Source organism: Vogesella lacus, from assembly GCF_979366295.1.
Genome location: NZ_CEETQT010000004.1, coordinates 1 through 21,318, shown reverse-complemented (window position 1 = coordinate 21,318; position 21,318 = coordinate 1). Strand labels below are relative to the sequence as shown.

The following is a 21,318-nucleotide window of genomic DNA, read 5'->3' as shown; positions in this document are numbered from 1 at the left end:
TGCTTCAGGCAGCCAGGCCTTCGCGCCGTACCACCCGCTCCAGCGCGGCGAAGCAGTCGCTGTCGAGGGCGCTGCCGACGTGGCTGCGCATGATGTCCAGCGTCTTTTCTATCGGCGTGGCGGCGTGGTAAGGGCGCTCGGCACTGATGGCGTCGAAGATGTCGGCCACGGTGATGATGCGGGTTTCGAGGCAGATCGCCTCGCCGCTGAGGCCTAGCGGATAGCCGCTGCCGTCCAGCTTTTCATGGTGCGCGGCGGCTACGCCGGCCATCTCGGCAAAGTGCTCGATACGGCCGAGAATCACGCCGGTGTAGGCGGCATGTTGCTGCACCGCCGCCCATTCGTCGGCATCCAGCCGGCCGGGCTTGTCGAGAATGGTATTGCTGACGCCCAGCTTGCCCACATCGTGCAGCAGCGCCGCCCGCCGCAGCCAGCGCCGCCGCTCGTCCGTCAGACCCAGTTCGGCCGCTACCGAGTCGGCATAGTGGCAGACGCGCTGGCTGTGGCCGGCGGTGTAAGGGCTTTTCGAGTCAACCACCTGGCCAAAACCTTCTGCGATTTCATCGAGATAATCTTCGTCCAGCGCCACGCGACATTGCGCCGGCTCCAGCGCCAGCACCGCGCTTTCGACTTCATCGGATTCGAGTACCTGCCAGAAGGCTTCATCCGTCGCCAGCGCCTCGGCCAGTGTCACCAGCTGCGGGTCAAACCAGCTGCCGCTGCGTTGCACCACCTCGGCAATCGCCTGCTCGCGGCCGTGGGTGGCGTGAAACACGTCGATGACCTGGGCCAGCAAGGCAATGCGCGCATTCAGCGGAATCGCCGCGCCAAGCAGGCCGCGCGGCCGGCCGCCGCCGTCCCAATGTTCGTCCAGCGACTGGATGCCCATCGCCACCGCCTCGTTGAAACGCAGCTGACGCGCAATGTCGGCACCGCGATGGCAACGGGTGTAGATCAGCTCGTCGGCCATTTCCTTGCCGTGCCGCAGCACGCGCCAGATCGACAGCGCACGTTGCGGCCAACCTGCAGCGTGGGTGCCGGTCTGGCTGAAGACGAAACCCAGCATTTGCGGCAGGCTGGCGCCTACCAGCTTGAATTCCTGCTTGAACAGCCGGTCGTCGGCCTGATACAGCTCGCTGATGCGCGCGGCGTTGCTGCTGCAGCCGAGGTCTTTCAGCAGGATGGCGTAGTACAGCTCCCACAGTGCCTGCTCGGGCAGGCCGTAAGCACGCCCGAGATGCATGCCTATCCAGCAGCTGCGGATGCAATGCCCCTCGGGCTGGCCCTCGGTGATGTCGAGGGCGTAACTGAGGGCGGCAAGCAGTTCGGATAATTTCAGGCTGGCAGGCATGGCGGTCACGTTAAAGTCGGCTTACCTCATACTACATCGCGCCGCCCTTGCCTGCCGATGCTCAGCTTTGCGTCTGAGGCTCAGCTGCGGCCAACCCTGCCGGCCGCGCTTGCGCCGCCTTGTGACGCGCGCGGCGTTTTTTCCACCAGATATACACGCCGGTCAGCGACAGCATCGCCACGCCTATGCCGCTGGCCAGCATCACCAGCTGCCAGCTCAGGCCCCACATTGCCGCCATGTGCAGGGTGGCAATCCAGCTGGTAAAGGTGTCGCCGGCGGTGTGGCCGGTGGGGATATAAGTCGCGCGCAGCTGGCCGTTATCGGCATCGAAGAACACCGCGGTGCGGCCCCAGCGCTTGTCCAGATCGCGGCTGGTATAGGCGGCATAGCCGAAAATGCCCTTGTGGTGGTCGTAATACAGATAGCTGTCGCGCGCGATCAAAAACGCCTCGCGCTGCGCCATTTCCTGCATCAGCTGTTGGCCGCGAGCCAGCGCCTGTGGCCACGCCATGCCGGGGTGCATTTTTTCCTCGGCCAGATCGGCGATGCCGTCACTGCCGGCCTGCATGCCCATCGCCGCGCTGATCACCGGGCGGTAATACTGCGGCAGATTGAAGCTGACGCTGGACAAGGCAATCACCAGCAACAGCAGCCACAGCCACAGCGCACCGGCGCGATGCAGGTCGAAATTCAGCTTGTAATTGCCGCCCTGCCAGCGCACGCGCCACGACACGGCCCAGCGCTGCCACCAGTTCTTGCCGGCCGCACCGTTGGCAGCAGCCTTGCGCTGCCGCGCCGGCAGCGTCAGATAGACGCCGGCAAAGCAGTCGATCACCCACAGGATGGCGATGATGCCCATCAGCCATTTGCCGATTTCATCCAGCAGCAAGGTGTAATGAATGCGGTAGACAAAAGGCAGCAGATTGACCGCGCCGGCGCTGATATCGCCCCATTTGCGCGCGCCGAGAATCTCGCCGCTATACGGATTGACGAAGACCTGATCAACCGCCAGCTCGGCATGTTCGCCGGTCTTCGGGTCTTCCTTGCCGTAAATCCAGAATTCGTCGGCCCGGCCCGGTTCGCGCCGCAGCGGCAGCCAGTCAGCCTCGGCCTGCGGATAAGCCGCCAGCACCTTGTCGCGCAGCAGCAAGGGCGGCAAGGGCTGAACATTGGCCGCCGGGGCCTCAACGCGCATCAGCTCGGGACTGATGGCACTGTCCAGCTCGTAATTGAACGCCAGCAAGGCACCGGTCAGGCCGGCCAGCAACAGGAAACCGGCCATCAGCAGGCCGACATAACGGTGAATCAGGACCAGGATTGGCCGCATGGTGATACTCCGGACAAGACACGGCCCCGTCGTCTGCGGGGCCGCGAGGCAGAAAGATCAGGCCGCCGGCCAGCGGCGGCCAACATCAGACACAGGGCTTACCAGCGATAACGGCCGGTCAGCTGCACATTGCGGCGGCCGCCGTAGTTGCAGCCGGAGCCTTCGAAGCACACGCCGATGTATGCCTTGTCGGCGAGGTTCTGCACGTTCAGTGCGGCCTGCCAGTTTTTCAGCTGATAGCTGATGCCGGCATCCAGCAACGTGGCGGCCGGTATCCGCAGGGTGTTGGCCTCATCGACCCAGCTTGCGCCGATATGGCGCACACCGGCACCGAACTGCCAGCCAGCCTGGCGATAGTCCAGCCACAGCGAGGCCAGCTGCTCGGGGCTGATGCTCAGCGCCTTGCCCTGTTTGCCGCTGTTGTCTTTCACCACACGGGTTGGCGTGTAGCTGTAATTGGCCGTCAGCTGCAGACCGGCTGCCAGCTTGCCCTGCCACTCCAGCTCGGCACCGCGCGCGCGCACCTGGCCTTGCTGCACCTGGGCGTCGGGGTTGCTGGAGGCGGCATCACGCGTCAGCACATTGAACTTGTTGAGGTCGAACAACGCGACCGCCAGACGCCAGCGCTCGTCAGCCGGGCCGAACTTGAAACCGCCTTCCCACTGCTGTGCGGTGGTCGGACGGAAGGCCTGGCCACGCTCGTCCTTGCCGCTTTGCGGCTGGAAGGACTCGCTATAGCTCAGATAAGGCGCAAAGCCGTTGGCAAAGCGGTACAGCACGCCGGCACGACCGCTGCTGGCATTGGTTTTTTCTTCGCTGCGCTCGCCTGTCGGATGGTCGAAGCTGCGCGTCATTGCGCGGTCGTGACGCAGACCCAGCAGGGTGTGCCAGCCATTGTCGAAGGCCAGCTGATGCTGCAGATAAGCACCCAGCTGGCTCATCACTTCGCGTTTGTCGTGATAGGCAGGCGGCGTGGTCAACGGCTGGCCATACACCGGCGCATAGGCATCGATAGACGGCGCATTGCCCCACAAGCGCTGGCCATTGGTCTCGTCGCGCAGCCAGTCCACGCCCAGCAACAGCGTGGACTTGGCCGCGGCCAGGCTTTGCTGCCACTGCACGCGGGTATCGCTGGCGAGGTGACGCAGACGCTCGTCAACGCGGAAATCATTGCGGGTGACGGTACGGTCGTCAGCCTCCAGCCCGATGCCGTACACCGAGTTGTAGTCCACGTCGGTACGGCCATAACGCAGGCTGTGCGTCAGGCGGATGTCGTCGCTGAAATCATGGCGCAGCTCGTAACCCAGGCTTTGCTGCTCGGTATTGAAGCGGTTGCCCGGCTCGCCGACATTGCGCTTGGCCGGCAGAGTGCCGAAGGGATTGTCCTGCAGCGTGCCACGGATGGGCAGATAGCTGTTGCCGCCGATCTTGTCACGCTGGTAATGGGCAAACAGCGTCAGCTCGGTAGCCGCCGACGGCTGCCAGCTCAGCGATGGCGCGAAATAGGCGCGGTCATCAAACACGAAATCGGTCTGGCTATCCGCCTCGCGCCACAGGCCGACCACGCGGCCACGCACGGTCTCGGCCTCGTTCAGCGCCGCGCCGACATCCAGCGCCAGCTGCTTGCGCGCAAAACTGCCGACGGTGACAGCCAGCTCCTTGGCCGCATCAGCCTGCGGACGTTTGCTGACCACATTCACCAGCCCGCCGGGGTTGGCCTGGCCGTACAGCACCGAGTTCGGCCCACGCAAGACCTCAACCCGCTCGAGGCCGTAAGGCTCGATACGCCAGCCGTTATAGCCATAGGTATGCAGCGCAAGGCCGTCGCGGTACAGACCCTTGTCAGCCGCTGCCTCAAAGCCGCGCATATAGAAAAACTCCATGCGAGTATCGTTGCCCCAGCCCTCGGCCTGCACACCGGGCATATAGCGCAGCACCTCGGCCAGGCTCTTGCTTTGCTGGCTGCGCATCTGCTCGCTGCCGGCTACCGTAATCGCCTGGGCGGTGCTGTTGATATCGCTGTCGGTCTTGGTCGCGCTGCGGCTCTTCTTCGCCACGAGGCCGGCTACCGGGCCGGTCGCTTGTTCCGGCTGCAGGTTCTGTCCGGCTTCGACCCGCACCGATGCCAGCGCTGCCGCCTGTGCCAGCGGCTGGATCAGAAAGGTGCGGCCATCCTGCACCAGCAATTGCAGACCGGAGCCGGCCAGCGCCTGTTGCAGTGCCTGCTGTGGCGTCAGCTCGCCGGTGATGGCCGGTGCCTGCTTGCCGGCAACAAGGTTGGCCGCAAACAGCACCTGCACATTGGCCTGGCTGGCGATGCTCTGGATGGTCTGCGCCAGCGGCTGCGCCGGCAGCTTGAAGCTGGCGGCAAAAACAAACGGGCTGGCGGCGATGCTGGCGACGATGGCCAGACTCAGGGGGCGCGGGTGAAACACGGACAGCTCCTGCAACAAGTGGGTGATAACAAGCTGTCGCTGCCGCCTGCGGCCAACCCTACCTTCTGGCGAAAATATTTTTCAGCGCGAGGCCAGCAACAGGCTGCCATCGGCCTGCGGCTGCAAACGCAGCGGCAGGATTTGCGGCAACAGCTGCAGCAGCCGCGCACTGTCGCGGCTGTCGAACTGGCCGCTGAGCGGCACCTCGGCCAAGGCTGGTGCCAGCTGCAAACGCTGCGGTACATGGCGCTGGATTTCGGCTACCGCCTGCGCCAGCGGTGTCGCATCAAACTGCAGACGGCCCTGCTGCCAGCTGGCCGAATCAAACGGCAGCGGCTGCGCTGATGGTTGGCCTTGTGGCTGCGCTGACCGGCTTTGCCAGACGTCGCCCGCCTTCAGCGTGGCCAGCGGCTTGCCCTGCCAGCTCAGCGCGATGCGGCCCTGCAGCAGGCGCAGGGCGAAAGCCTGTTGTTCGTAGCGGATGTCGAAACGGGTGCCGAGCACGCGCACCTGATGCTCGCCGGCCTGCACCGTCAACGGTCGCCACACGGCATGGGCGATATCGAAGCGCGCCTGGCCGTGCTGCAGCTGCAGACGGCGGCTGAACAGATGCCAGGCCACCTCGACGCGGCTGCCGGTATCCAGCGTCAGCCGGCTGCCGTCGGCCAGCGTCAGCTGCTGCTGTTCGCCGATGGCGGTGGCAAAGACTTCGTGACGATAGGCCGGGTCCCAGCCATACAGACCGGCCGCCAGACCGAGCAACAGCAGCGCCAGTGGCGCAATGCGACGGGCCGGTGCTGCTTGTCGCCGTGGCGGCAGGGGGAAGCGCTGCTTCAGCCAGTCGCGCTGGCTGTCGAGCATCTCGTCCAGCCGCGCCTCCTTGCTGTCGTGCTGGCGGCTGGCCGCTTGCGGCGGCGGCTGGTTCACAGCCACGGCTCCAGCGCCAGCATGGCGCGACAGCGCAGCATCGCCACGCGCAACTGTTTTTCGACGCTTTTCAGCGAAATACCGAGATGATCGGCGGTGTCGGCCTGGGAAAACTGGTGGATCTTGTGCAGCACGAAGACCTCGCGACAGCGCGGCGGCAGGTGCTCGATCGCCATCACCAGCAGCTGTAATTGCTGGCGGCCGGCGACGATGCGCTGCGGGTCGGCCACGCTGCCACTGCTGGCCTCCAGCGGCAATTCATCGTGGAATTCCAGCCATGCGGCCAACCTTTGCTGCTGGCGGTAGAGGTCGATCAGCTGGCGCTGGCCGGCGCGGCGCAAGAAGGCCAGCGGCACCCGTACCATGGCGGGCGGCTGGTGCAGCAGCTCGATGCACAGATCCTGCAACGCCTCTTCAGCCAGCTGCACATCGGCGTCGTAGCGCTGCAGCTGGCGGCGCAGGTACTGGCGCAGCTCGGCATAGTGCTGCCCCAGCGCCGTCACGATGTCCAGCGCCGGCGCTGTCATCTGCAATGACGGATTGGGCTTGTCCACTGCTGCCACCTGACCGGTTCGATAAACCATCAATGCTAATGGTTCTCAATAACCAACGCAAGGCAAGCATTCAAACAGCCTGACTGCCCTGTTGCGGCAAGTCGTAACGATAGCCGATCGGCGCATCCAGCCCGAACAGCCACACCACCAGCATCAACAGCAGGATCAGCAACAACATCTGCAAGGGCCAGCGCGTGCCGGGGTCGCGCCAGCAGCGTTGCAGCCAACGTTTCAGCGCCTGCATCACGCTCAATAACGCTCGGCCGGCACCGCGCGTGCCGGTGGCTGGTAATCCTCGGGCCACCAGTCTTCGATACGCCAGATCAGGCCGTCGTGCAGGGTGAAATAGCAGATATTGCGCTGGGTTTGTTGTTCCACATGAAACGCACACTGGCTGATAGCGCGCTCGCCGGCGGCCAGCAGATCGACCATTTCCAGTGTCCAGTCGCCTGGATAAGTGGCGTAGAAGGCGACAAAAGCCTCGCGGCCGCGCCACAGCTCACGGGTTTGCGGCACCCGGTATTCGACGTCCGGATGCAAGGTGGCGGCAAAGGCCGGCCAGTCGCGCGCATTGGCCAGTTGCCAATGGCGGCTGATCAGGGTGGCGGTATCGCTCATGACGCTCGGCTCGCAAATCAAAACGTCATTCTGCATGGCCGACCCGGCCACGACAAGGCAGCCCGCTACAGCAAGCCGGCCAGTATCGACAGGCTGACACTGCCGAACAGCAAGGCACTCAGCGCATTGAGCAGACGTTGGCCGCGCAGCAGCCATTGCTGCAACGCCGGCGTCGACAGCCACCACGCCAACAGGCCGAACCACAGCAAGGACAGCAGCCCCAGCTCCAGCACCAGCAAGACGCGTGTCTGCAAGCTCACCGCCGGCGAAATCATCGCCGCCAGCAAGCCGGTAAAGAACAGCAGCGCCTTGGGATTCAGCAGATTGGTGGCCAAGCCCAAACCCAGCCCGCGCCAGGCACCGCCGTGCTCGGCCGTCTGCGCCGGTAAGGCGCTGCCTTGCTGCTGCCACGCCGCCATGCCGGCCTGCCAGGCGATGCGCGCCAGATACAGCGCGCCAGCCAGTTGCAACAGCAAAAACAGCAGCGGATGACTGGCCAGCAGCAGGCTGATGCCGGACAGACTGAAGCTGGCGTGCAGCAGGATCGCCAGCGAAATGCCCAGCGCCGCCCCCAAGGCCAGTCGCCGCCGCTGGCAGGTACGCAGGATCAGGGCGAAATCCGGGCCGGGGCTGACCAGCGCCAGCAGATGCATGAGACCCAGGGTGATGAACAGATTGCCGGTCATGAGCGACTCCCGAAACAGAATGCTGCCCAGTATCGGCAAGGCGGCCCGTCATGGCTTGCAAACTATTGCAGCCGGCCGGCAAGCCGCTGCGACCAACCTTGGCGGCCTGCTCAGGCCAGCATTTGCAGGCGGAATTGTGCCGGCGTCAGGCCAAAAGCCTGGCGAAAACCGTGATGGAAATGGCTCTGGTCGAAAAAGCCCACCGCCAGTGCGACTTCGCTGGCCGCCAGCCCGCTGCCCAGCAGGCGCTTGGCCTGCTCCAGCCGCAAACGCTTGAGCCAGGCATACGGGGTCATGCCGGTACGTGCCTTGAACTGGCGCAAAAAGGCAAAGCGATCCAGCCCCAGCAGCGCTGCCATATCATCAAGACCATGGCGTGCATCCAGTTGCGGCAGCAGGTAATCGCGCAGCAGGCGCAGCTGCGGGTCCGCCAGGCCATGGCGGCACTCCGGCAGCGCAAACAGCTCGGCCAGCAATTGCAGCAGCTCTTCCTCCACCGGCAAGGCCTCGCCCTGCGCCCGCTCCAGACAGGCATGCAGCAAGGCAAAGCGGCGGTACAGCAAAGGGTGGGACAGCATCGGCGCGCTGAAAAACTGCTCGCCCATCTGCGGCAGGTATTGCGCCATCAACGCCTGCGGCAGCGAGAACACCCGCACCACATAGCCGTCCGGCAGCAGGCTCAGGCCGTCGTGCACCTCGTCCGGATTCACCAGTGACAGCCGGCCGGCAACCAGATCATGATCGCGACCCTTGTGGATGAAACGTTGGCCGCCTTGCTGCACCAGCCCGATGTGGTAGTCCAGATGCACATGCCGGCCATAACTGAAGTCGCGATGATGCGCCCGGCACAGCTCGATGCCGGGCAGCAAGGGAGATTGCCAGTAATGAATGGCGGGAGAAGTCAGCTGCATGCTGGCTTGATAGCGCATCCGGCGGATTTGCGCTTGTAGAAAATTGCAGCGTGCACCGGTCTCAACCCAGCTGGTACAGGCATAACTGGCGACGCGGACCATCCGGCTGCTCCAGCAGCAGCTCGCGCCGGTCAAGGCTGGGCAGGATTTGCGGCAGATTGCCCGATGGCGACAGCAGCAGACAGGGGCTATGGCGCGGCTTGCCGCCAGCTTCCAGCCACACCGGCACGCCCTGCTGCATGCCGACAATGCTGCCGTCGGCCAGCAGCCATTGCGGCCGCAAAGCGGCAGGCAGGTCGCGGTAGCCTTGGCCATCACGCCAGACAAAAGCCCGCGGCGCCTGCATGCCGGCAGACCAGTACCAGCCCAGCAGCGACTTGCCGTCCGCCGCCAGATCAAGCAGACCGCCATGACTGGCCGCCGCCGGCAACAGCTGTCTGGCCGCCCCGCCCGCCGGCCAATACCAGATGGCCAGACTGCCGCCGCGCCCGGCTGTCAGCGCCAGTATCTTGCCATCCTGCGACCAGCGCGCCTCACGGCTGACGGCATACTGCATGCCACCCAGCGTTTGCAGCCCGGCGGCATGCCGCCACTGCAGCTTGAGCGCCGGGGCAAGACCCAGATCAGGAAAAAAATCGGCCAGTACCGCCGGCAAACCGGCGCGGTCCTGCTCGTCCAGACCCGCGCCGGCCAGACCGTCCAGCAAGAGCTGGCGGCCATCGTCAGAGCGTGCGGCCAACTGGTAATCATCGACCCGCTGCAATACCGGAGTGGCCAGCACGGCACCGTGCAGGCCAAGCAGCAGCGCCATGCAAGACAGGGATTTTTTCACGCGACACCATTCAGGCGATTGTCATCAGAATGGCGAGCTTATCACGTGAAGCTGGCATAAGCCGGCCGGGGGCTAGTGCTTGCGCTCCTGACCGCTACGGCTCTGCGGCAAGGGCGTGACATTGCCCGGCTCGGTGCTCTTGCTGTCCTGCTTGGCCGCGTACATCTGTTCGTCGGCCAGACGGATCAGCTTTTCCGCCTCGACATACACCTCAGGCCCGGTCTGCGCATAGCCTATGCTCAGCGTGGGGTGAAACTCCTTGGCCTGCAGAATCTGCAGCAGACGCTCCTCCCACGCCAGCTTGGCATGGCTGATACGGCAATTGGGCATGATCACGCAGAATTCGTCGCCACCATAGCGGAAGCACAGGTCTTCCATGCGGCAGGATTCCTTCAGCGAATTGGCCACGCATTGCAACACCACATCACCATGCTGGTGACCGTGAGCATCATTGATCTGCTTGAAATCGTTGACGTCGATATAGGCGAGCGTCACCGGCTCGCTGCGCCGCTCGGCAGCCCGCAGCACCCTCGTCAGTGACTGCACCAGGAACCAGGTGTTTTCCAGGCCGGTCAGGTGGTCGGTGCGTGACATGCGCTCCAGCTGCTGGGTGCGCTCCTTGATCTTTTCTTCCAACGCCGCCGCGTATTGCTCGGACTTTTCGCGCGAAATCTCGATTTCCGACACCAGACTGCGGATATAGGTATCAAACACCAGCGAAATATCGAACATCAGCAGCTTCTGCAAAGCCTGACTCACCTGGGCGCGCTCTTCCTTGTCTTCGATACCGTTGTCTATCACCCGCATCAGCAGGTCGCGCAGGGTCTGGATCGCCGCCAGATACAGCTTGGGCTCGACGCCGATGCGCTTGTGCACGAGGCCGATGCGCAGGCGGTTGTTCACATACTCGATATCGTAATAGCCGCTGAACAGGTCCTGGATATAGCGGAACTGCGCATTGCGCAGCCGGCCCAGCGTGTCGGCATCGCCGATCAGCAGCGCAATCTCGGGTACTGCGGTCTGCAACTCGTAAAACTGGTTGACCAGGCGATCCAGCTCGCGCTCGATCATCGGCTTGGCCTTTTTCATATAGGCGATATCTGCTTCGCCGATGGAAAACAGCGCCATGCGGCTGACAATCTCGAATTCATTGATGCCCAGCTGCTCCAGCAGGGTCTGATCGGTTTTTCTCATGCGGCTCCCGTATGCGAACTCGCTATACCATGCAAATACAGCTCAATTCAGCATAGCAGCCGGCCGGTCAAATACCTGAGGCGAATGCAGGCCGCTTTATCAGCGACTGCATATACTGAAAAAACGCTTCGCACCACAAAGGGGCCACGAGATGACACGACAATTGCTGGCCAGCCTGCTGTTCTTGGTCGCACAGGCGGCCATGGCCACCTGCAGCCGGCCGATGAATATGGCCATCGAGGAATGGCCACCTTATATCTACACCGATGCCCGTCACCAGCCGGCCGGACTGGATATCGAGCTGGCGCAGGCCATCTTTCGCGAGGCAGACTGCATCTTGCAAATCCAGAAAGAAGTCCCCGGCAAACGCCGCCTGCTGCTGCATCAGCAAGGCGCCATCAGCGTGTTGCTGGCCGCCTCGCTGACGGCCGAGCGCCAGCAGCAAAGCTGGTTTACCCTGCCTTACCGCAATGAAATCACCGGCCTGGTCAGCCTGCCCACACTTGCCGAACAGGCTCAGGGCATCCGCAATTTTGCCGAGCTGGCCGAGCGCGGGCTGCATCTGCTCAGCCCGGTACAAGGCTGGTATGGCCAGGACTACGCCAATGAGCAGCCGCGCCTGAAGAGCGCCGGCCTGCTGTCGCACTACGAAACCATCGATCAGGGCATCCGCATGCTGCAAGCCGAGCGCGGTGCGGTGCTGATGGCAGATCTGGCCGCCATCCAGTGGCAGGCCAGACAGCTGGGGCTGACGCTGCAGGTGCTGCCTTACACCCCGGTGCGCGACAAGGTGCACATGATGCTCAGCAAGAAGAGCACTACGCTGGCGGATGTCAAAACCCTGAATGCCGCCATTGGCCGGCTGGAGGCCAACGGTACGCTGGAACGCATCCGCCGCAATTACGGCCTGCGCTAGTTGCGGCAGTCAGCCTTTGCGGCCAACCTTTGCGCGGCCGTCAGCGCCTGCAGGCGATAACCGCGTGCCTGCAGCAAGGCCAGCAAGCCCTGCTTGCCCGGCAAATGCAGCGCGCCGACCGCGACAAACAGCTTTTGCTGCCGCGCCAGTCTGTCGATCTGCTGTGCCATCGGCAGATTGCGCTGTACCAGCATGGCATCGTTCATCCAGCGGCTGGCGGCCTGCTGTTGCGGGTCGTGTGCTGCGGCCTCCATCGCCGGCAGATCGGCACGCTCCCAGCTTTGCATCAGCTCGCCCAGCTGGGTCTTCATCAGCAGCATGGCCTTGGGCAGATTCTGCTCCAGCAGTGTCACCGACTCTTCGATGACGGCTGACGGCATGCCGCCCAGCGCCCGCGCCTGGGTGTCGACGCTTTCCAGCGACAACACCGGCTTGCTGCCGGCCAGTTTCAGCAGGCTGCGTTCGCTGCCATAGGCCGGCGACAGACCGCTGTCGGCAATGCCTGCCATGGTGTAGGCAATGATGATCATCGCCGGCGGCATGGCCTGTGCCTGGCTGGCACTGATGCCCAGCTGGCTGGCCTGCTTGCGCAGACGCTGCTGCAAGGGCGCATGCAGCTGCCGCCACTGCGCCGGCGCGGCCTCGGCCATTTGTTGCTGCAATTGCGCGACGACCTCGCGCTGGCTGATGTCCAGCTCCAGCGCCAGGCTGTCGCTGCCTTGCAGCGCGCAGCGCAGACCGTTGTCGAGGCGCGCATGTTCGGGCTTGCCGACATGCAGGGTGCCAAACAGATAGTGCTGGCGGCCGTCCTTGGCAAAGCTCCACAAAGGGCCATAGGCGGCCGGCACAGGGTTGGCCGCCAGCGCCGGCAGGCTCGGCACTAGCGTGCAAATCAGCAAGAAGGCTCGCATGACAATCCCGACAGGCAAAACGCCATCATGCCCAATTGCCTGTGCTGCAGCAAACCCGGCTCAGCCTCGCCGCGGCGGCAAAAACAGCTCGGCCAGCATGCATCGCACACCGCCACCACCCAGCCGTTCGATGGTGTCGATGGCCGGCAGCAACAAGCGCGCGCTGGCGGCCAACTGCTGCCGCTGCGACGCGTCGAGTGCGGCATGAGCGCGCCGTGACAACACCAGCAAGGGTTGGCCGGCGGCATCGTGCAGCGCCAGCATATTGCCGGCCAGCGCCCGCAACTGGGCAAGGCTGATTGGCAGCAGCGTCTTGCCATCCTGCTGCAAGGCCGCCTGCAATGCGGCCCGCTGCGTCGGCTGGCGTACCGCCTCGAGGCAGACAATCGCCAGCGTCGGTGCCACGCACATCATCACATTGGTGTGATAAATGGCCTGCCCGTGTTCGTCCTGCGCGTCAAAAGCGGTCAGCGCGTAGCCGAGCTGCTCGGCAAAGCTGGCCAGCAGCGCGTGGTCGGTCCGGCTCGACCACGCGGCATAAATCCGCCGCGCCGGCCGGTCCAGCACCATGCTGCCGGTGCCCTCCAGATAGCGGCCAGACAATTCGGCCGGCGACAGATCGTGCACGCCGCTAACAGCAAACTGCTGCTGCAGCCAGGCCACGATGTCCTCGCGCCGCTCCAGCCGACGATTGGCACCTTCCATCGGATACAGGTAGATCGAGCCGTCGGCATGGGTAGAAAACCAGTTATTGGGGAAGATCGAATCCGGCGTATGCGGCTGCGGCGTGTCGTCAAAAACCGTGACCGTGACGCCGGCAGCACGCAAGAGCGCGACATAGTCGTCGAACTCGACCAGCGCCGCTGCCTGGGCGGCAGTCTCGTCCGGCCCGGCCTGCTGGTAGGCATTGCTGGCGGCGGTATCAGGATTAAAGCCGAAACGACAGGGGCGAATCATCAGCACATGAGAGGTGGTTTGCAGCATGGCAGCCTCGGCCAGGGTTGGCCGCAACAGAGTGGAAGATGCCCTGCATTCTGCAAAAGATGTCGCATCGATAGACGACGAAAAGCCCTGCCCTGACGCACACTTTCCGTCGTTATTTTCTGCCGGGGCAGCCGGATCCGCTGCACACGCCATGCAAACCGATCGTATCGACCAGCTGATTCTCGACATCCTGCAAAAACAGGGACGCATCACCTATCAGGCGCTGGCCGAGCAAGTCCACCTGACGGCCCGCCCCTGTCAGGAAAGGGTACGCAAGCTCGAACGCGCCGGCATCATTCGCGGCTATCACGCCGATGTGCAATTGCCCGAGCAGCAGGCCGGCGTGGTGGTGCTGGCCCAGCTGGCTCTGGGCGACAAGCTGGGACGCAGCGCCCAGCAGGCGTTCGAAGATTGCATGCGGGAATGTGCGGAAGTCGAGGATTGCTGGCTGGTCAGCGGCGAATTCGATTACCAGTTGCGGGTGCGCTGCCGCGATCTGGCCCACTTTCGCGAGCTGTCCGGCAGCTGGCTGGACGACCGCCGTTTTCGCATCAGCCGTATCGTCAGCAGCCCGCAGCTGCAGCAGATAAAGCTCGGGCGACGCTAGGCAGCGCTCAACGATAGGCGGCGAGGATGGCGGCGAGGCGGCCGGATTTTTCCAGCTGCAAAATGGCGGCATCCAGCTGCGGCAAGCTGACCGTGCTGCGCCGGGACAAGGCGCACAGTGCCTCATACTGGCTGTAGCGCAGATATTGCGGATTCAGCCCGATCAACGCCGGATTGTGCCGGCGCTGGTACAGATAGCCGATTTCGTTGGTCAGCACATAGTCAACGCGCCGGGCCTGCAGCTTGCGGATGTTCGACAGCTCGTCATGGCTGTCATCGCGGGCAAAATGTGCGCCCAGTGTGTCTTCCACCGGCGGATAGAGAAAACCGGTAATGGTGCCCAGCCGCCTATCAGCCAATTGCGCCAGGCTGCGCGGCTTCGCGATGTCGCCGCGTGTCACCACGATATCGCTGTTACGCAGGATGGGGCGACTCCAGTACACCTGCGCGCTCAGCCACTCGGGGCGCGAGTAACACAGGATATCGGCGTCACCAATCGTCAGCGCTCGCTCCAGCCGCTTGCGCGGCAAGGCCAGCCACGCCACCTCGCGCTGCAATTGCTGCGCCAGCGCCTCGCCCAGATCTTTGAGGATGCCGCGCACCACCACGCCGTGCTCCAGCTGCTGCAGAGGCATGCTGCTGCTCTCGCTTAACGCGACACGCAAGACGGTCGCCGCCGCTGCCGGCAAGGGGCAAAGCGACAGCAGCAGAGGAAGCATCAACAGCCGCATGCAGGCCTTTCTCGGCAAATCCATTGAAGATACGCGCATCTTAATGAATGCCACTTTCAAATAGCCAGCACCCCGCGTGCATATCCTTACAGCATCAACAATCCTGCAACTTGATGCAGCGGCCAAGTCTCTTTATGCAAAATCCAGATAAGCATTATCTGAATTTGTATAAGAAGTTATAACCGCATCGCTTAGCATGTCAGGCTGTCACATCGTCTCACGGGAAGGGTCGGGCATGGAGCTGGGTTACATCTTGGCAGGGCTTGCAGTCGGCTTTATCGTCGGCCTGACCGGCGTGGGCGGCGGCTCGCTGATGACGCCCATTCTTCTGTGGTTCGGCATCAATCCGGCCACCGCTGTCGGAACCGACCTGCTGTACGCCTGTATCACCAAGATGGGTGGTGTCTGGGTACACAACAAGCAAAAACACATCGACTGGAAGATCACCGGCTATCTGGCCGCCGGCAGCATGCCGGCCGCGCTGGCCACCGTCATCGCCCTGCATATCGCCCAGCCCGATACGGATGCGCTCAATGGCGTGATCAAGCTGATGCTCGGCTTTGCGCTGATCCTCACCGCGCTGGCCATCCTGTTCAAGCCGTGGATACTTTCCAGACTCACGCGCTGGCTGCCGGCCCGCCCCGCGGGGCAGATGCCGGTGCGCGCTACCGTCATCACCGGCGTGGTACTGGGCGTGATTGTCACCCTCAGCTCGATTGGTGCCGGTGCACTCGGCACGCTGGCGATTTTCGCGCTGTATCCGCTGTTGCCGACCGCCCGCCTCGTCGGCACCGAGATTGCCCACGCCGTGCCACTGACGTTGGTGGCCGGACTTGGCCATGCCAGCATGGGCAATATGGATTACGGCCTGCTGGCGCAACTGCTGATCGGCTCGCTGCCGGGCATCTGGCTGGGCAGCCACCTCACCCGCCGTGTGGCCGAACAATGGCTGCGCCCGGTGCTGGCCATCATGATGGGCCTGATCGGCGCGCGTCTGGTGTTCTGAACCACGTCACGGCCCTGCCCTGACTATCCGTACTGATGCGGCCAACCCTGGCCGCATTGCCCACGCATCCGGCACCAGACTGGTGCCTGAGTGACCAATCTGCACCAGATTGCAGCCACAAACACCCGTCAACCGCCCTCCACACCACCTGCCGGCTGGCAGGCTTTTTGCTGCGACGCAACAAGATGCGGCCGCCTTACCCGGTGTGCCGCCGCTGACTCATTGCCCGGATCCCAAGCATGACTACCGATAGCAAAAGCCTGACAAGCGGACACAATCCGCTGGCACACACCCGCGCAGAAGACCTGCTGGCCTTTCTGATCGGCACCTCTTTCATCGGCTTCGGCATGGCGATGTTCGTCCAGGCCGGCCTGCTCACCGGTGGCACCGCCGGCATTGCCTTTCTGCTGCACTACCAGGGACTCGCGCCGTTTGGCTGGCTGTTTTTCCTGATCAATCTGCCGTTTTACTGGCTCGCGCTGCGACATATGGGCGCCGCATTTACCGTGCGCACCTTTGTCTGCGTGGCGCTGGTTTCGCTGCTGTCGGTCGAATGCCGCGAGCTGTTTCCGTTTGCCGGCCCGCTCAATCCCTACTCCACCGGCCTCTTGGGCGGCCTGCTGATCGGCATGGGGCTGATTGCGCTGTTTCGCCACAAGGCCAGCGTCGGCGGCATCAACATCCTTGCGCTCTATGTGCAGCAACGCTACGGTCTGCGCGCCGGCAAACTGCAGTTCGGCATCGACCTCCTGATCCTGCTGGCGTCGGTGCTGCTGTGCAACCTGCCGCAGCTGCTGGGCTCGCTGATTGGCGCAGCTGCCATGAGCCTGGTGATCGGCTTTTACCACCGGCCGGACCGTTATATCGCCGCCTCGTGAAACGCCCGCAGACAGCGCAGAAAATCCGCTAACCATAGCGGATTTTCTCGTTTTACCGCCCGACCGGCGCTGATTAGCCTGACAGATATCAGCACACGACCGGAGCAAGACCATGCGCGCCCTGATAGTTGGAGGAGACCAGATCACCACCGCCCGCCGCGAGCTGCAGGCCAGCGGCTACCACGACATCATCCACTGGGATGGCCGCAAGTGCAGCGACCTGCGCCGCGCGATTCCCGGCGGCCTCGACCGCATCGTGATCATGCTCGGCTATGTCAGTCACAATCTGGCGCGGCGGGTCAAGGACAGCGCCCGCGCGCGGCACATCCCGGTGGCCTTTATCGGCCGCAAACAGGCCGGCTCGCGCCAGATGACCATCATGAACTAGCCGTTGGCCGCACACTTGCGGCCAACGTTTTGCTGGCAGCAAAACAGCGCCGGCAGCGCCAGTCACGCGGGCCGGCAAGCGCACTTCGCGCCGCGAAAAAAAGCCATTTGCATCAACAGCATCCTGTGTGCATGGTTAGCCGCCAGTTTGCCGCCTGAACATGCTAGAATTACGGCCTCGTTCTGATCCTCCGAGCCTCAATCATGAGCCAAACTCCGCTTGATTACACCGCTGCCGGCGTCGATTACAACAAGATCGACCCGCTGAAAATCCTTGCCCAGCAGTCTGCCAGCGCCACCCGTGGCCATCTGGACGTGCACGGCATCAAAGAAATCGCAGCCTCGCGCGGCGAGTCGGCGTATGTGATGGATCTGGGCTCGGTGCTGATCGCCTCGATTACCGAATGCCTGGGCACCAAGGCGCTGGTGGCCGATGCCGTGCGTCCGATCACCGGCCGCAGCCACTACGACAGCATCGCGCAAGACACCATCGCCATGGCGGTGAATGACCTGATTACCGTCGGCGCTACCCCGCTGTCGGTACACGCCTACTGGTCGGCCGGTGGCAGCGACTGGTTTGCCGACGAAGCGCGCATGCGCGATCTGGTCAACGGCTGGAAAGCCGCCTGCGATGTGTGCCAGGTCAGCTGGGGCGGCGGTGAAACGCCAGCACTGGCAGGCGTGGTAGAAGAAGGCCGTATCGACCTGGCTGCGTCCTCGGTCGGCATCATCCCCTCGCACGACCGTCTGACCCTGGGCGACAAGCTGCAGGATGGCGACGCGATTGTCTTCCTTGCCTCCAGCGGCATCCACGCCAACGGCGTGAGTCTCGCGCGCAAGCTGATCGAGCGCCTGCCGGATGGCTACGCCACCCGCCTGTCTGACGGCCGCCTGTACGGCGAAGCCCTGCTCGATCCGACCGTGCTGTACGTACCGGTTACCGAAGCCCTGTTCAAGGCCGGCATCGTGCCGCACTACAGTGCCAACATCACCGGCCACGGCTGGCGCAAGATCATGCGTCACCCGGGCGAGTTCACCTACCGCATCCACACCCTGCCGCCGGTGCCGCCAGTGCTGTCCTTCATCCAGCAGCACGCTGGTATCGATGACCGCGAAGCCTACGGCAGCCTGAACATGGGCGCCGGTTTCGCCCTCTACCTGCCGCAAGAACACGCCGCCGAAGCTGTCCGTCTGGCCGAAGCCGCCGGCGTCGCCGCCTGGGTAGCCGGTACCGTCGAGAAGGGCCCGAAATCGGTGGTAATCGAGCCGCTGAACCTGACCTTCGCTGCTGACGAGCTGCATCTGCGCGCCTGATCCAGCCTGTCCCGGCAAAACGGCCACCCTGCGGTGGCCGTTTTTGTTTTCAGGCTCGGCCGCTTAAGTACGCACCTGCCGGCGGGCGCGGCTCTTGCGCAACATCACATCGCCACACACCACGCCCGCCTGCGGCTTGCGCGCCGCCGAAGGCGCATCGTACAGCACCAGCCACGCCACCTGCCCCAGCCAGTGCTCGGGCAACTGGCACACCGCTTCGGCGCGATCCTGCCCCGGCCGGTGTTTCAGCGCCAATAGCTGGCCGGCCGCCTCCCACCACAACATCGCCTCGCCGCGGGTTGCCGCCAGCGCCTGCGGCCAACGGTAAACCCGCACATCGCCATCCAGCACCATGGTCGGCCCGGCCAGCAACAGCAGATCATCACCCTCGAAATACAGATCACGCACGCCCAGGCCATCCAGCTGCAGGAAATGCTTGCGGTACAGCAGGCCGCTGTCGTCCAGTGCGGCCAACCTCAGCTCGCCATCGCGCTCGACGAGGCGAATCTCCAGCACGCAAGACCAGCCGCGCAGCACCGGCCCGCGCAAGCCCAGCAAGATATGCTCGCCCGCCACCGCAATGCCCTCGATATCAAAGCCGTTATCCTTGCCCGGAATCGCCAGATACGGCCCCAGCTGCGCATCCTCCGCCAGCAGCCGCGTCAGCTCGTTATGCTTTTTCTTGCCCTTCAGCCGCGCCGCGCGACGGCCATCTGCCGTCTCGCGCTGCAGCGAAAACAGGCCATTGCCGTCGTCCTGCAGCGGAATGCGTGCCAGCAGGCAGCGGTTGCCGTCATGACTCACCGTCGCCAGCCGCTTGAGGTTGGCCGCCATCTCGCGCTCGCGGCGCGGAGCCTTGCGCTTCAGCCCGTGCGAGCCGACCAGCCACAGATAGCCATCCGCCACCGCCAGCCCCTCGATATCCGCCTCCACCGCCGCCTCGTCCGGCAGATCCAGATAATCCGCCAGCGGATAATGGCCATCGGCCACCAGCTGCAGCTTGTCGCTATGCGGATTGCGAATCAGCCGGTCCAGCCCGCAAGCCTCATCCCCCGCCACCCACAGCACCTCGCCCAACGCCACCGCGCCGGAAAGATTGTCATGAACCAGCTGCTCGCTATCCAGCACCAGCTCGGCGGCATTGTTCACCAAGGTATTCGGCATGATTTGGCCCCGTTTTCCAGTGAAAACCACAGCTTGCCTGCATGACGTCGGCTTGCCAATGGTTGGGGGGCTTTTGATGGGGAGTCTGCACCTGCGGCCAAGGTTGGCCGCAATCCATGAACAGGTATTGGCAGGCTGGGTCAAGCCGGCGAAGTCCGGCGTTTACCGCACAGCATGGCGGGCGCTTGGGGCTGGTATCCGCTGGCGCGGATGATAATTTATATGCCGGTTCCGCCCGGCGGACGGGACAGGGGCGGGTCGCCGCCCCTGACTACCCCCCTCGCCCCAAGCGGCGCGAAACCCCGTCAGGCCGACAACCGGCAAGGCGCGGCCAGACTCGTCGGGCGCTAACGTCGCCCGACTCGGACAAGCGGCCGCTTAAAACCTTGCCGGCCGACTGCCTGCCGGCGCGCCGCTAAAGGGGCATGGCCGCGACCGACCACACTGGGTATTCATTGAGGTTTCCGAGCCTGCGGCCAAGGTTGGCCACAATCAATCAGCAGGTCTTGGTCGGCTGGGCTGAGCCTGCGAAGCCCAGCGTTTACCAAGCAGCATGGCCGGGCGCTTGGGGCTGGTATCCGCTGACGCGGATGATGGTTTATATGCCGGTTCCGCCCGGCAAACGGGACAGGGGCGGGTCGCCGCCCCTGACTACCCCCCTCGCCCCAAGCGGCGCGAAACCCCGTCAAGCCGCCAACCGGCAAGGCGCGGCCCAACTCGTCGGGCGCTAACGTTGCCCGACTCGGACAAGCGGCCGCTTAAAACCTTGCCGGCCGACTGCCTGCCGGCGCGCCGCTAAAGGGGCATGGCCGCGACCGACCACACTGGGTATTCATTGAGGTTTCCGAGCCTGCGGCCAACGTTGGCCGCAATCAATCAGCAGGTCTTGGTAGGCTGGGCTGAGCCTGCGAAGCCCAGCGTTTACCGCGCAGATGATAGAGCGGTTTGGCCGCAAGGCCATACCCGTGGGGCGGAACTGGTATCCGCTAACGCGGATGATGGTTTATAAGCCGGTTCCGCCCGGCAAACGGGACAGGGGCGGATCCCCGCCCCTGACTACCCCCCTCGCCCCAAGCGGCGCGAAACCCCGTCAAGCCGCCAACCGGCAAGGCGCGGCCCAACTCGTCGGTGTAATGACCCAGCCCTTTCTGCACAGGTCAGGCTGCTAATTGATACGCCATTGCAGGCGTCTTCATCCCCAAAGCTTGGTGTGGGCGCCGGTGGTTGTAGAACCCAATCCAGTCTGCAATCACCCGGCTAGCGTGCGCCAGGCTTTCAAAGCGGTGTCGATGCGCGCACTGCTCTTTCAAGGTACGAATCACCCGCTCCACCATGCCATTCTGCTCCGGCGTGTACGGCGTGATGAACTCCTGCTGCAAACCGTAGCTTTTCACCAGCGCGGTGTAGCTGCGGCTGGTGAACACCAAGCCGTTGTCGCTGCGCAGCAAAAAGCGTTGAGGCACTCGACCCAGGCAACCAAAGCGGTTGATCAGCGCGTGCTCCAGCGCCGACTCGGCCGTCTTGGACTTGCCACTGCGTGACAGATGCCAGCCCAGCAGTTCGCGGGTGCAGCAGTCGATCACCAA

Annotated in this window: 23 protein-coding genes; 7 read left to right on the top strand and 16 right to left on the bottom strand. The window is 63.9% G+C overall.

Annotated features, from left to right (window positions below):
• Positions 1–4 precede the first annotated feature (4 nt).
• The 11 genes from ACZ9W6_RS05880 to ACZ9W6_RS05830 all read right to left on the bottom strand — a co-directional run bounded on the left by ACZ9W6_RS05880 (position 5) and on the right by ACZ9W6_RS05830 (position 10,835).
• Complete coding sequence (locus ACZ9W6_RS05880) at positions 5–1,351, bottom strand: HD-GYP domain-containing protein (protein ID WP_465190153.1); 1,347 nt, start codon at positions 1,349–1,351, stop codon at positions 5–7.
• 61 nt (positions 1,352–1,412) lie between these two features.
• Complete coding sequence (locus ACZ9W6_RS05875; RefSeq protein WP_465190152.1) at positions 1,413–2,678, bottom strand: PepSY-associated TM helix domain-containing protein; 1,266 nt, start codon at positions 2,676–2,678, stop codon at positions 1,413–1,415.
• 98 nt (positions 2,679–2,776) lie between these two features.
• Positions 2,777–5,113, bottom strand: coding sequence for a TonB-dependent siderophore receptor (locus ACZ9W6_RS05870; protein WP_465190151.1), 2,337 nt, complete (start codon positions 5,111–5,113; stop codon positions 2,777–2,779).
• 81 nt (positions 5,114–5,194) lie between these two features.
• Positions 5,195–6,040 (bottom strand): FecR family protein, encoded by an 846-nt coding sequence (locus tag ACZ9W6_RS05865; RefSeq protein ID WP_465190149.1) that lies wholly within the window; start codon positions 6,038–6,040, stop codon positions 5,195–5,197.
• On the bottom strand, positions 6,037–6,594 hold the full coding sequence (locus ACZ9W6_RS05860; protein WP_465190148.1) for an RNA polymerase sigma factor: 558 nt from the start codon (positions 6,592–6,594) through the stop codon (positions 6,037–6,039). The genes ACZ9W6_RS05865 and ACZ9W6_RS05860 overlap by 4 nt, the downstream gene beginning before the upstream one ends.
• Positions 6,595–6,664: 70 nt before the next feature.
• Positions 6,665–6,838: a hypothetical protein gene (locus ACZ9W6_RS05855; protein ID WP_465190146.1), complete on the bottom strand. Its 174-nt coding sequence runs from the start codon at positions 6,836–6,838 to the stop codon at positions 6,665–6,667.
• Between the two features lie 5 nt (positions 6,839–6,843).
• The gene (locus tag ACZ9W6_RS05850; protein WP_465190145.1) at positions 6,844–7,212 is read right to left on the bottom strand and encodes a nuclear transport factor 2 family protein; all 369 of its coding nucleotides are present in this window, start codon (positions 7,210–7,212) and stop codon (positions 6,844–6,846) included.
• Between the two features lie 65 nt (positions 7,213–7,277).
• The gene (locus tag ACZ9W6_RS05845; protein ID WP_465190144.1) at positions 7,278–7,898 is read right to left on the bottom strand and encodes a LysE family translocator; all 621 of its coding nucleotides are present in this window, start codon (positions 7,896–7,898) and stop codon (positions 7,278–7,280) included.
• A 110-nt stretch (positions 7,899–8,008) separates the two neighbouring features.
• Positions 8,009–8,809 (bottom strand): helix-turn-helix transcriptional regulator, encoded by an 801-nt coding sequence (locus tag ACZ9W6_RS05840; RefSeq protein WP_465190143.1) that lies wholly within the window; start codon positions 8,807–8,809, stop codon positions 8,009–8,011.
• A gap of 61 nt (positions 8,810–8,870) precedes the next feature.
• A complete protein-coding gene (locus tag ACZ9W6_RS05835) occupies positions 8,871–9,641 on the bottom strand; it encodes a TolB-like translocation protein (protein WP_465190142.1) in 771 nt (256 codons plus the stop codon).
• Between the two features lie 72 nt (positions 9,642–9,713).
• Positions 9,714–10,835 carry a protoglobin domain-containing protein gene (locus ACZ9W6_RS05830; RefSeq protein WP_465190140.1) on the bottom strand — a complete coding sequence of 374 codons (1,122 nt, stop codon included), beginning with the start codon at positions 10,833–10,835 and terminating at the stop codon, positions 9,714–9,716.
• Positions 10,836–10,986: 151 nt separating this feature from the next.
• On the opposite strand from ACZ9W6_RS05830, the gene ACZ9W6_RS05825 reads away from it, so the two are divergent.
• Positions 10,987–11,751 carry a substrate-binding periplasmic protein gene (locus ACZ9W6_RS05825; RefSeq protein ID WP_465190139.1) on the top strand — a complete coding sequence of 255 codons (765 nt, stop codon included), beginning with the start codon at positions 10,987–10,989 and terminating at the stop codon, positions 11,749–11,751.
• On the opposite strand, the gene ACZ9W6_RS05820 is transcribed toward ACZ9W6_RS05825, so the two are convergent.
• Together ACZ9W6_RS05820 and ctlX are read right to left on the bottom strand one after the other, a co-directional pair.
• Positions 11,748–12,662: a TraB/GumN family protein gene (locus ACZ9W6_RS05820; protein ID WP_465190138.1), complete on the bottom strand. Its 915-nt coding sequence runs from the start codon at positions 12,660–12,662 to the stop codon at positions 11,748–11,750. The genes ACZ9W6_RS05825 and ACZ9W6_RS05820 overlap by 4 nt on opposite strands.
• A 60-nt stretch (positions 12,663–12,722) precedes the next feature.
• Positions 12,723–13,646, bottom strand: a complete 924-nt coding sequence (gene ctlX, locus ACZ9W6_RS05815) for a citrulline utilization hydrolase CtlX (RefSeq protein ID WP_465190136.1) — start codon at positions 13,644–13,646, stop codon at positions 12,723–12,725.
• A 151-nt stretch (positions 13,647–13,797) separates the two neighbouring features.
• Here ctlX and ACZ9W6_RS05810 point away from each other — a divergent pair, with 151 nt between their 5' ends.
• On the top strand, positions 13,798–14,253 hold the full coding sequence (locus tag ACZ9W6_RS05810; protein ID WP_465190135.1) for an Lrp/AsnC family transcriptional regulator: 456 nt from the start codon (positions 13,798–13,800) through the stop codon (positions 14,251–14,253).
• 7 nt (positions 14,254–14,260) lie between these two features.
• On the opposite strand, the gene ACZ9W6_RS05805 is transcribed toward ACZ9W6_RS05810, so the two are convergent.
• Positions 14,261–14,887, bottom strand: a complete 627-nt coding sequence (locus tag ACZ9W6_RS05805; RefSeq protein WP_465190134.1) for a substrate-binding periplasmic protein — start codon at positions 14,885–14,887, stop codon at positions 14,261–14,263.
• Here ACZ9W6_RS05805 and ACZ9W6_RS05800 point away from each other — a divergent pair.
• The 5 genes from ACZ9W6_RS05800 to ACZ9W6_RS05780 all read left to right on the top strand — a co-directional run bounded on the left by ACZ9W6_RS05800 (position 14,886) and on the right by ACZ9W6_RS05780 (position 18,568).
• Complete coding sequence (locus tag ACZ9W6_RS05800) at positions 14,886–15,047, top strand: hypothetical protein (protein ID WP_465190133.1); 162 nt, start codon at positions 14,886–14,888, stop codon at positions 15,045–15,047. The genes ACZ9W6_RS05805 and ACZ9W6_RS05800 overlap by 2 nt on opposite strands.
• 171 nt (positions 15,048–15,218) lie before the next feature.
• The gene (locus ACZ9W6_RS05795) at positions 15,219–15,989 is read left to right on the top strand and encodes a sulfite exporter TauE/SafE family protein (protein WP_465190132.1); all 771 of its coding nucleotides are present in this window, start codon (positions 15,219–15,221) and stop codon (positions 15,987–15,989) included.
• A gap of 239 nt (positions 15,990–16,228) precedes the next feature.
• Positions 16,229–16,867: a YitT family protein gene (locus ACZ9W6_RS05790; protein WP_465190131.1), complete on the top strand. Its 639-nt coding sequence runs from the start codon at positions 16,229–16,231 to the stop codon at positions 16,865–16,867.
• Between the two features lie 112 nt (positions 16,868–16,979).
• The gene (locus tag ACZ9W6_RS05785; RefSeq protein WP_465190130.1) at positions 16,980–17,255 is read left to right on the top strand and encodes a DUF2325 domain-containing protein; all 276 of its coding nucleotides are present in this window, start codon (positions 16,980–16,982) and stop codon (positions 17,253–17,255) included.
• 203 nt (positions 17,256–17,458) lie between these two features.
• Positions 17,459–18,568 carry an AIR synthase-related protein gene (locus ACZ9W6_RS05780; RefSeq protein ID WP_465190129.1) on the top strand — a complete coding sequence of 370 codons (1,110 nt, stop codon included), beginning with the start codon at positions 17,459–17,461 and terminating at the stop codon, positions 18,566–18,568.
• A gap of 63 nt (positions 18,569–18,631) precedes the next feature.
• On the opposite strand, the gene ACZ9W6_RS05775 is transcribed toward ACZ9W6_RS05780, so the two are convergent.
• On the bottom strand, positions 18,632–19,732 hold the full coding sequence (locus tag ACZ9W6_RS05775; protein WP_465190127.1) for a DUF3616 domain-containing protein: 1,101 nt from the start codon (positions 19,730–19,732) through the stop codon (positions 18,632–18,634).
• A gap of 1,157 nt (positions 19,733–20,889) precedes the next feature.
• Positions 20,890–21,318 (bottom strand): transposase (locus tag ACZ9W6_RS05770; RefSeq protein WP_465190126.1); only part of this gene is annotated, 429 nt, incomplete at its 5' end.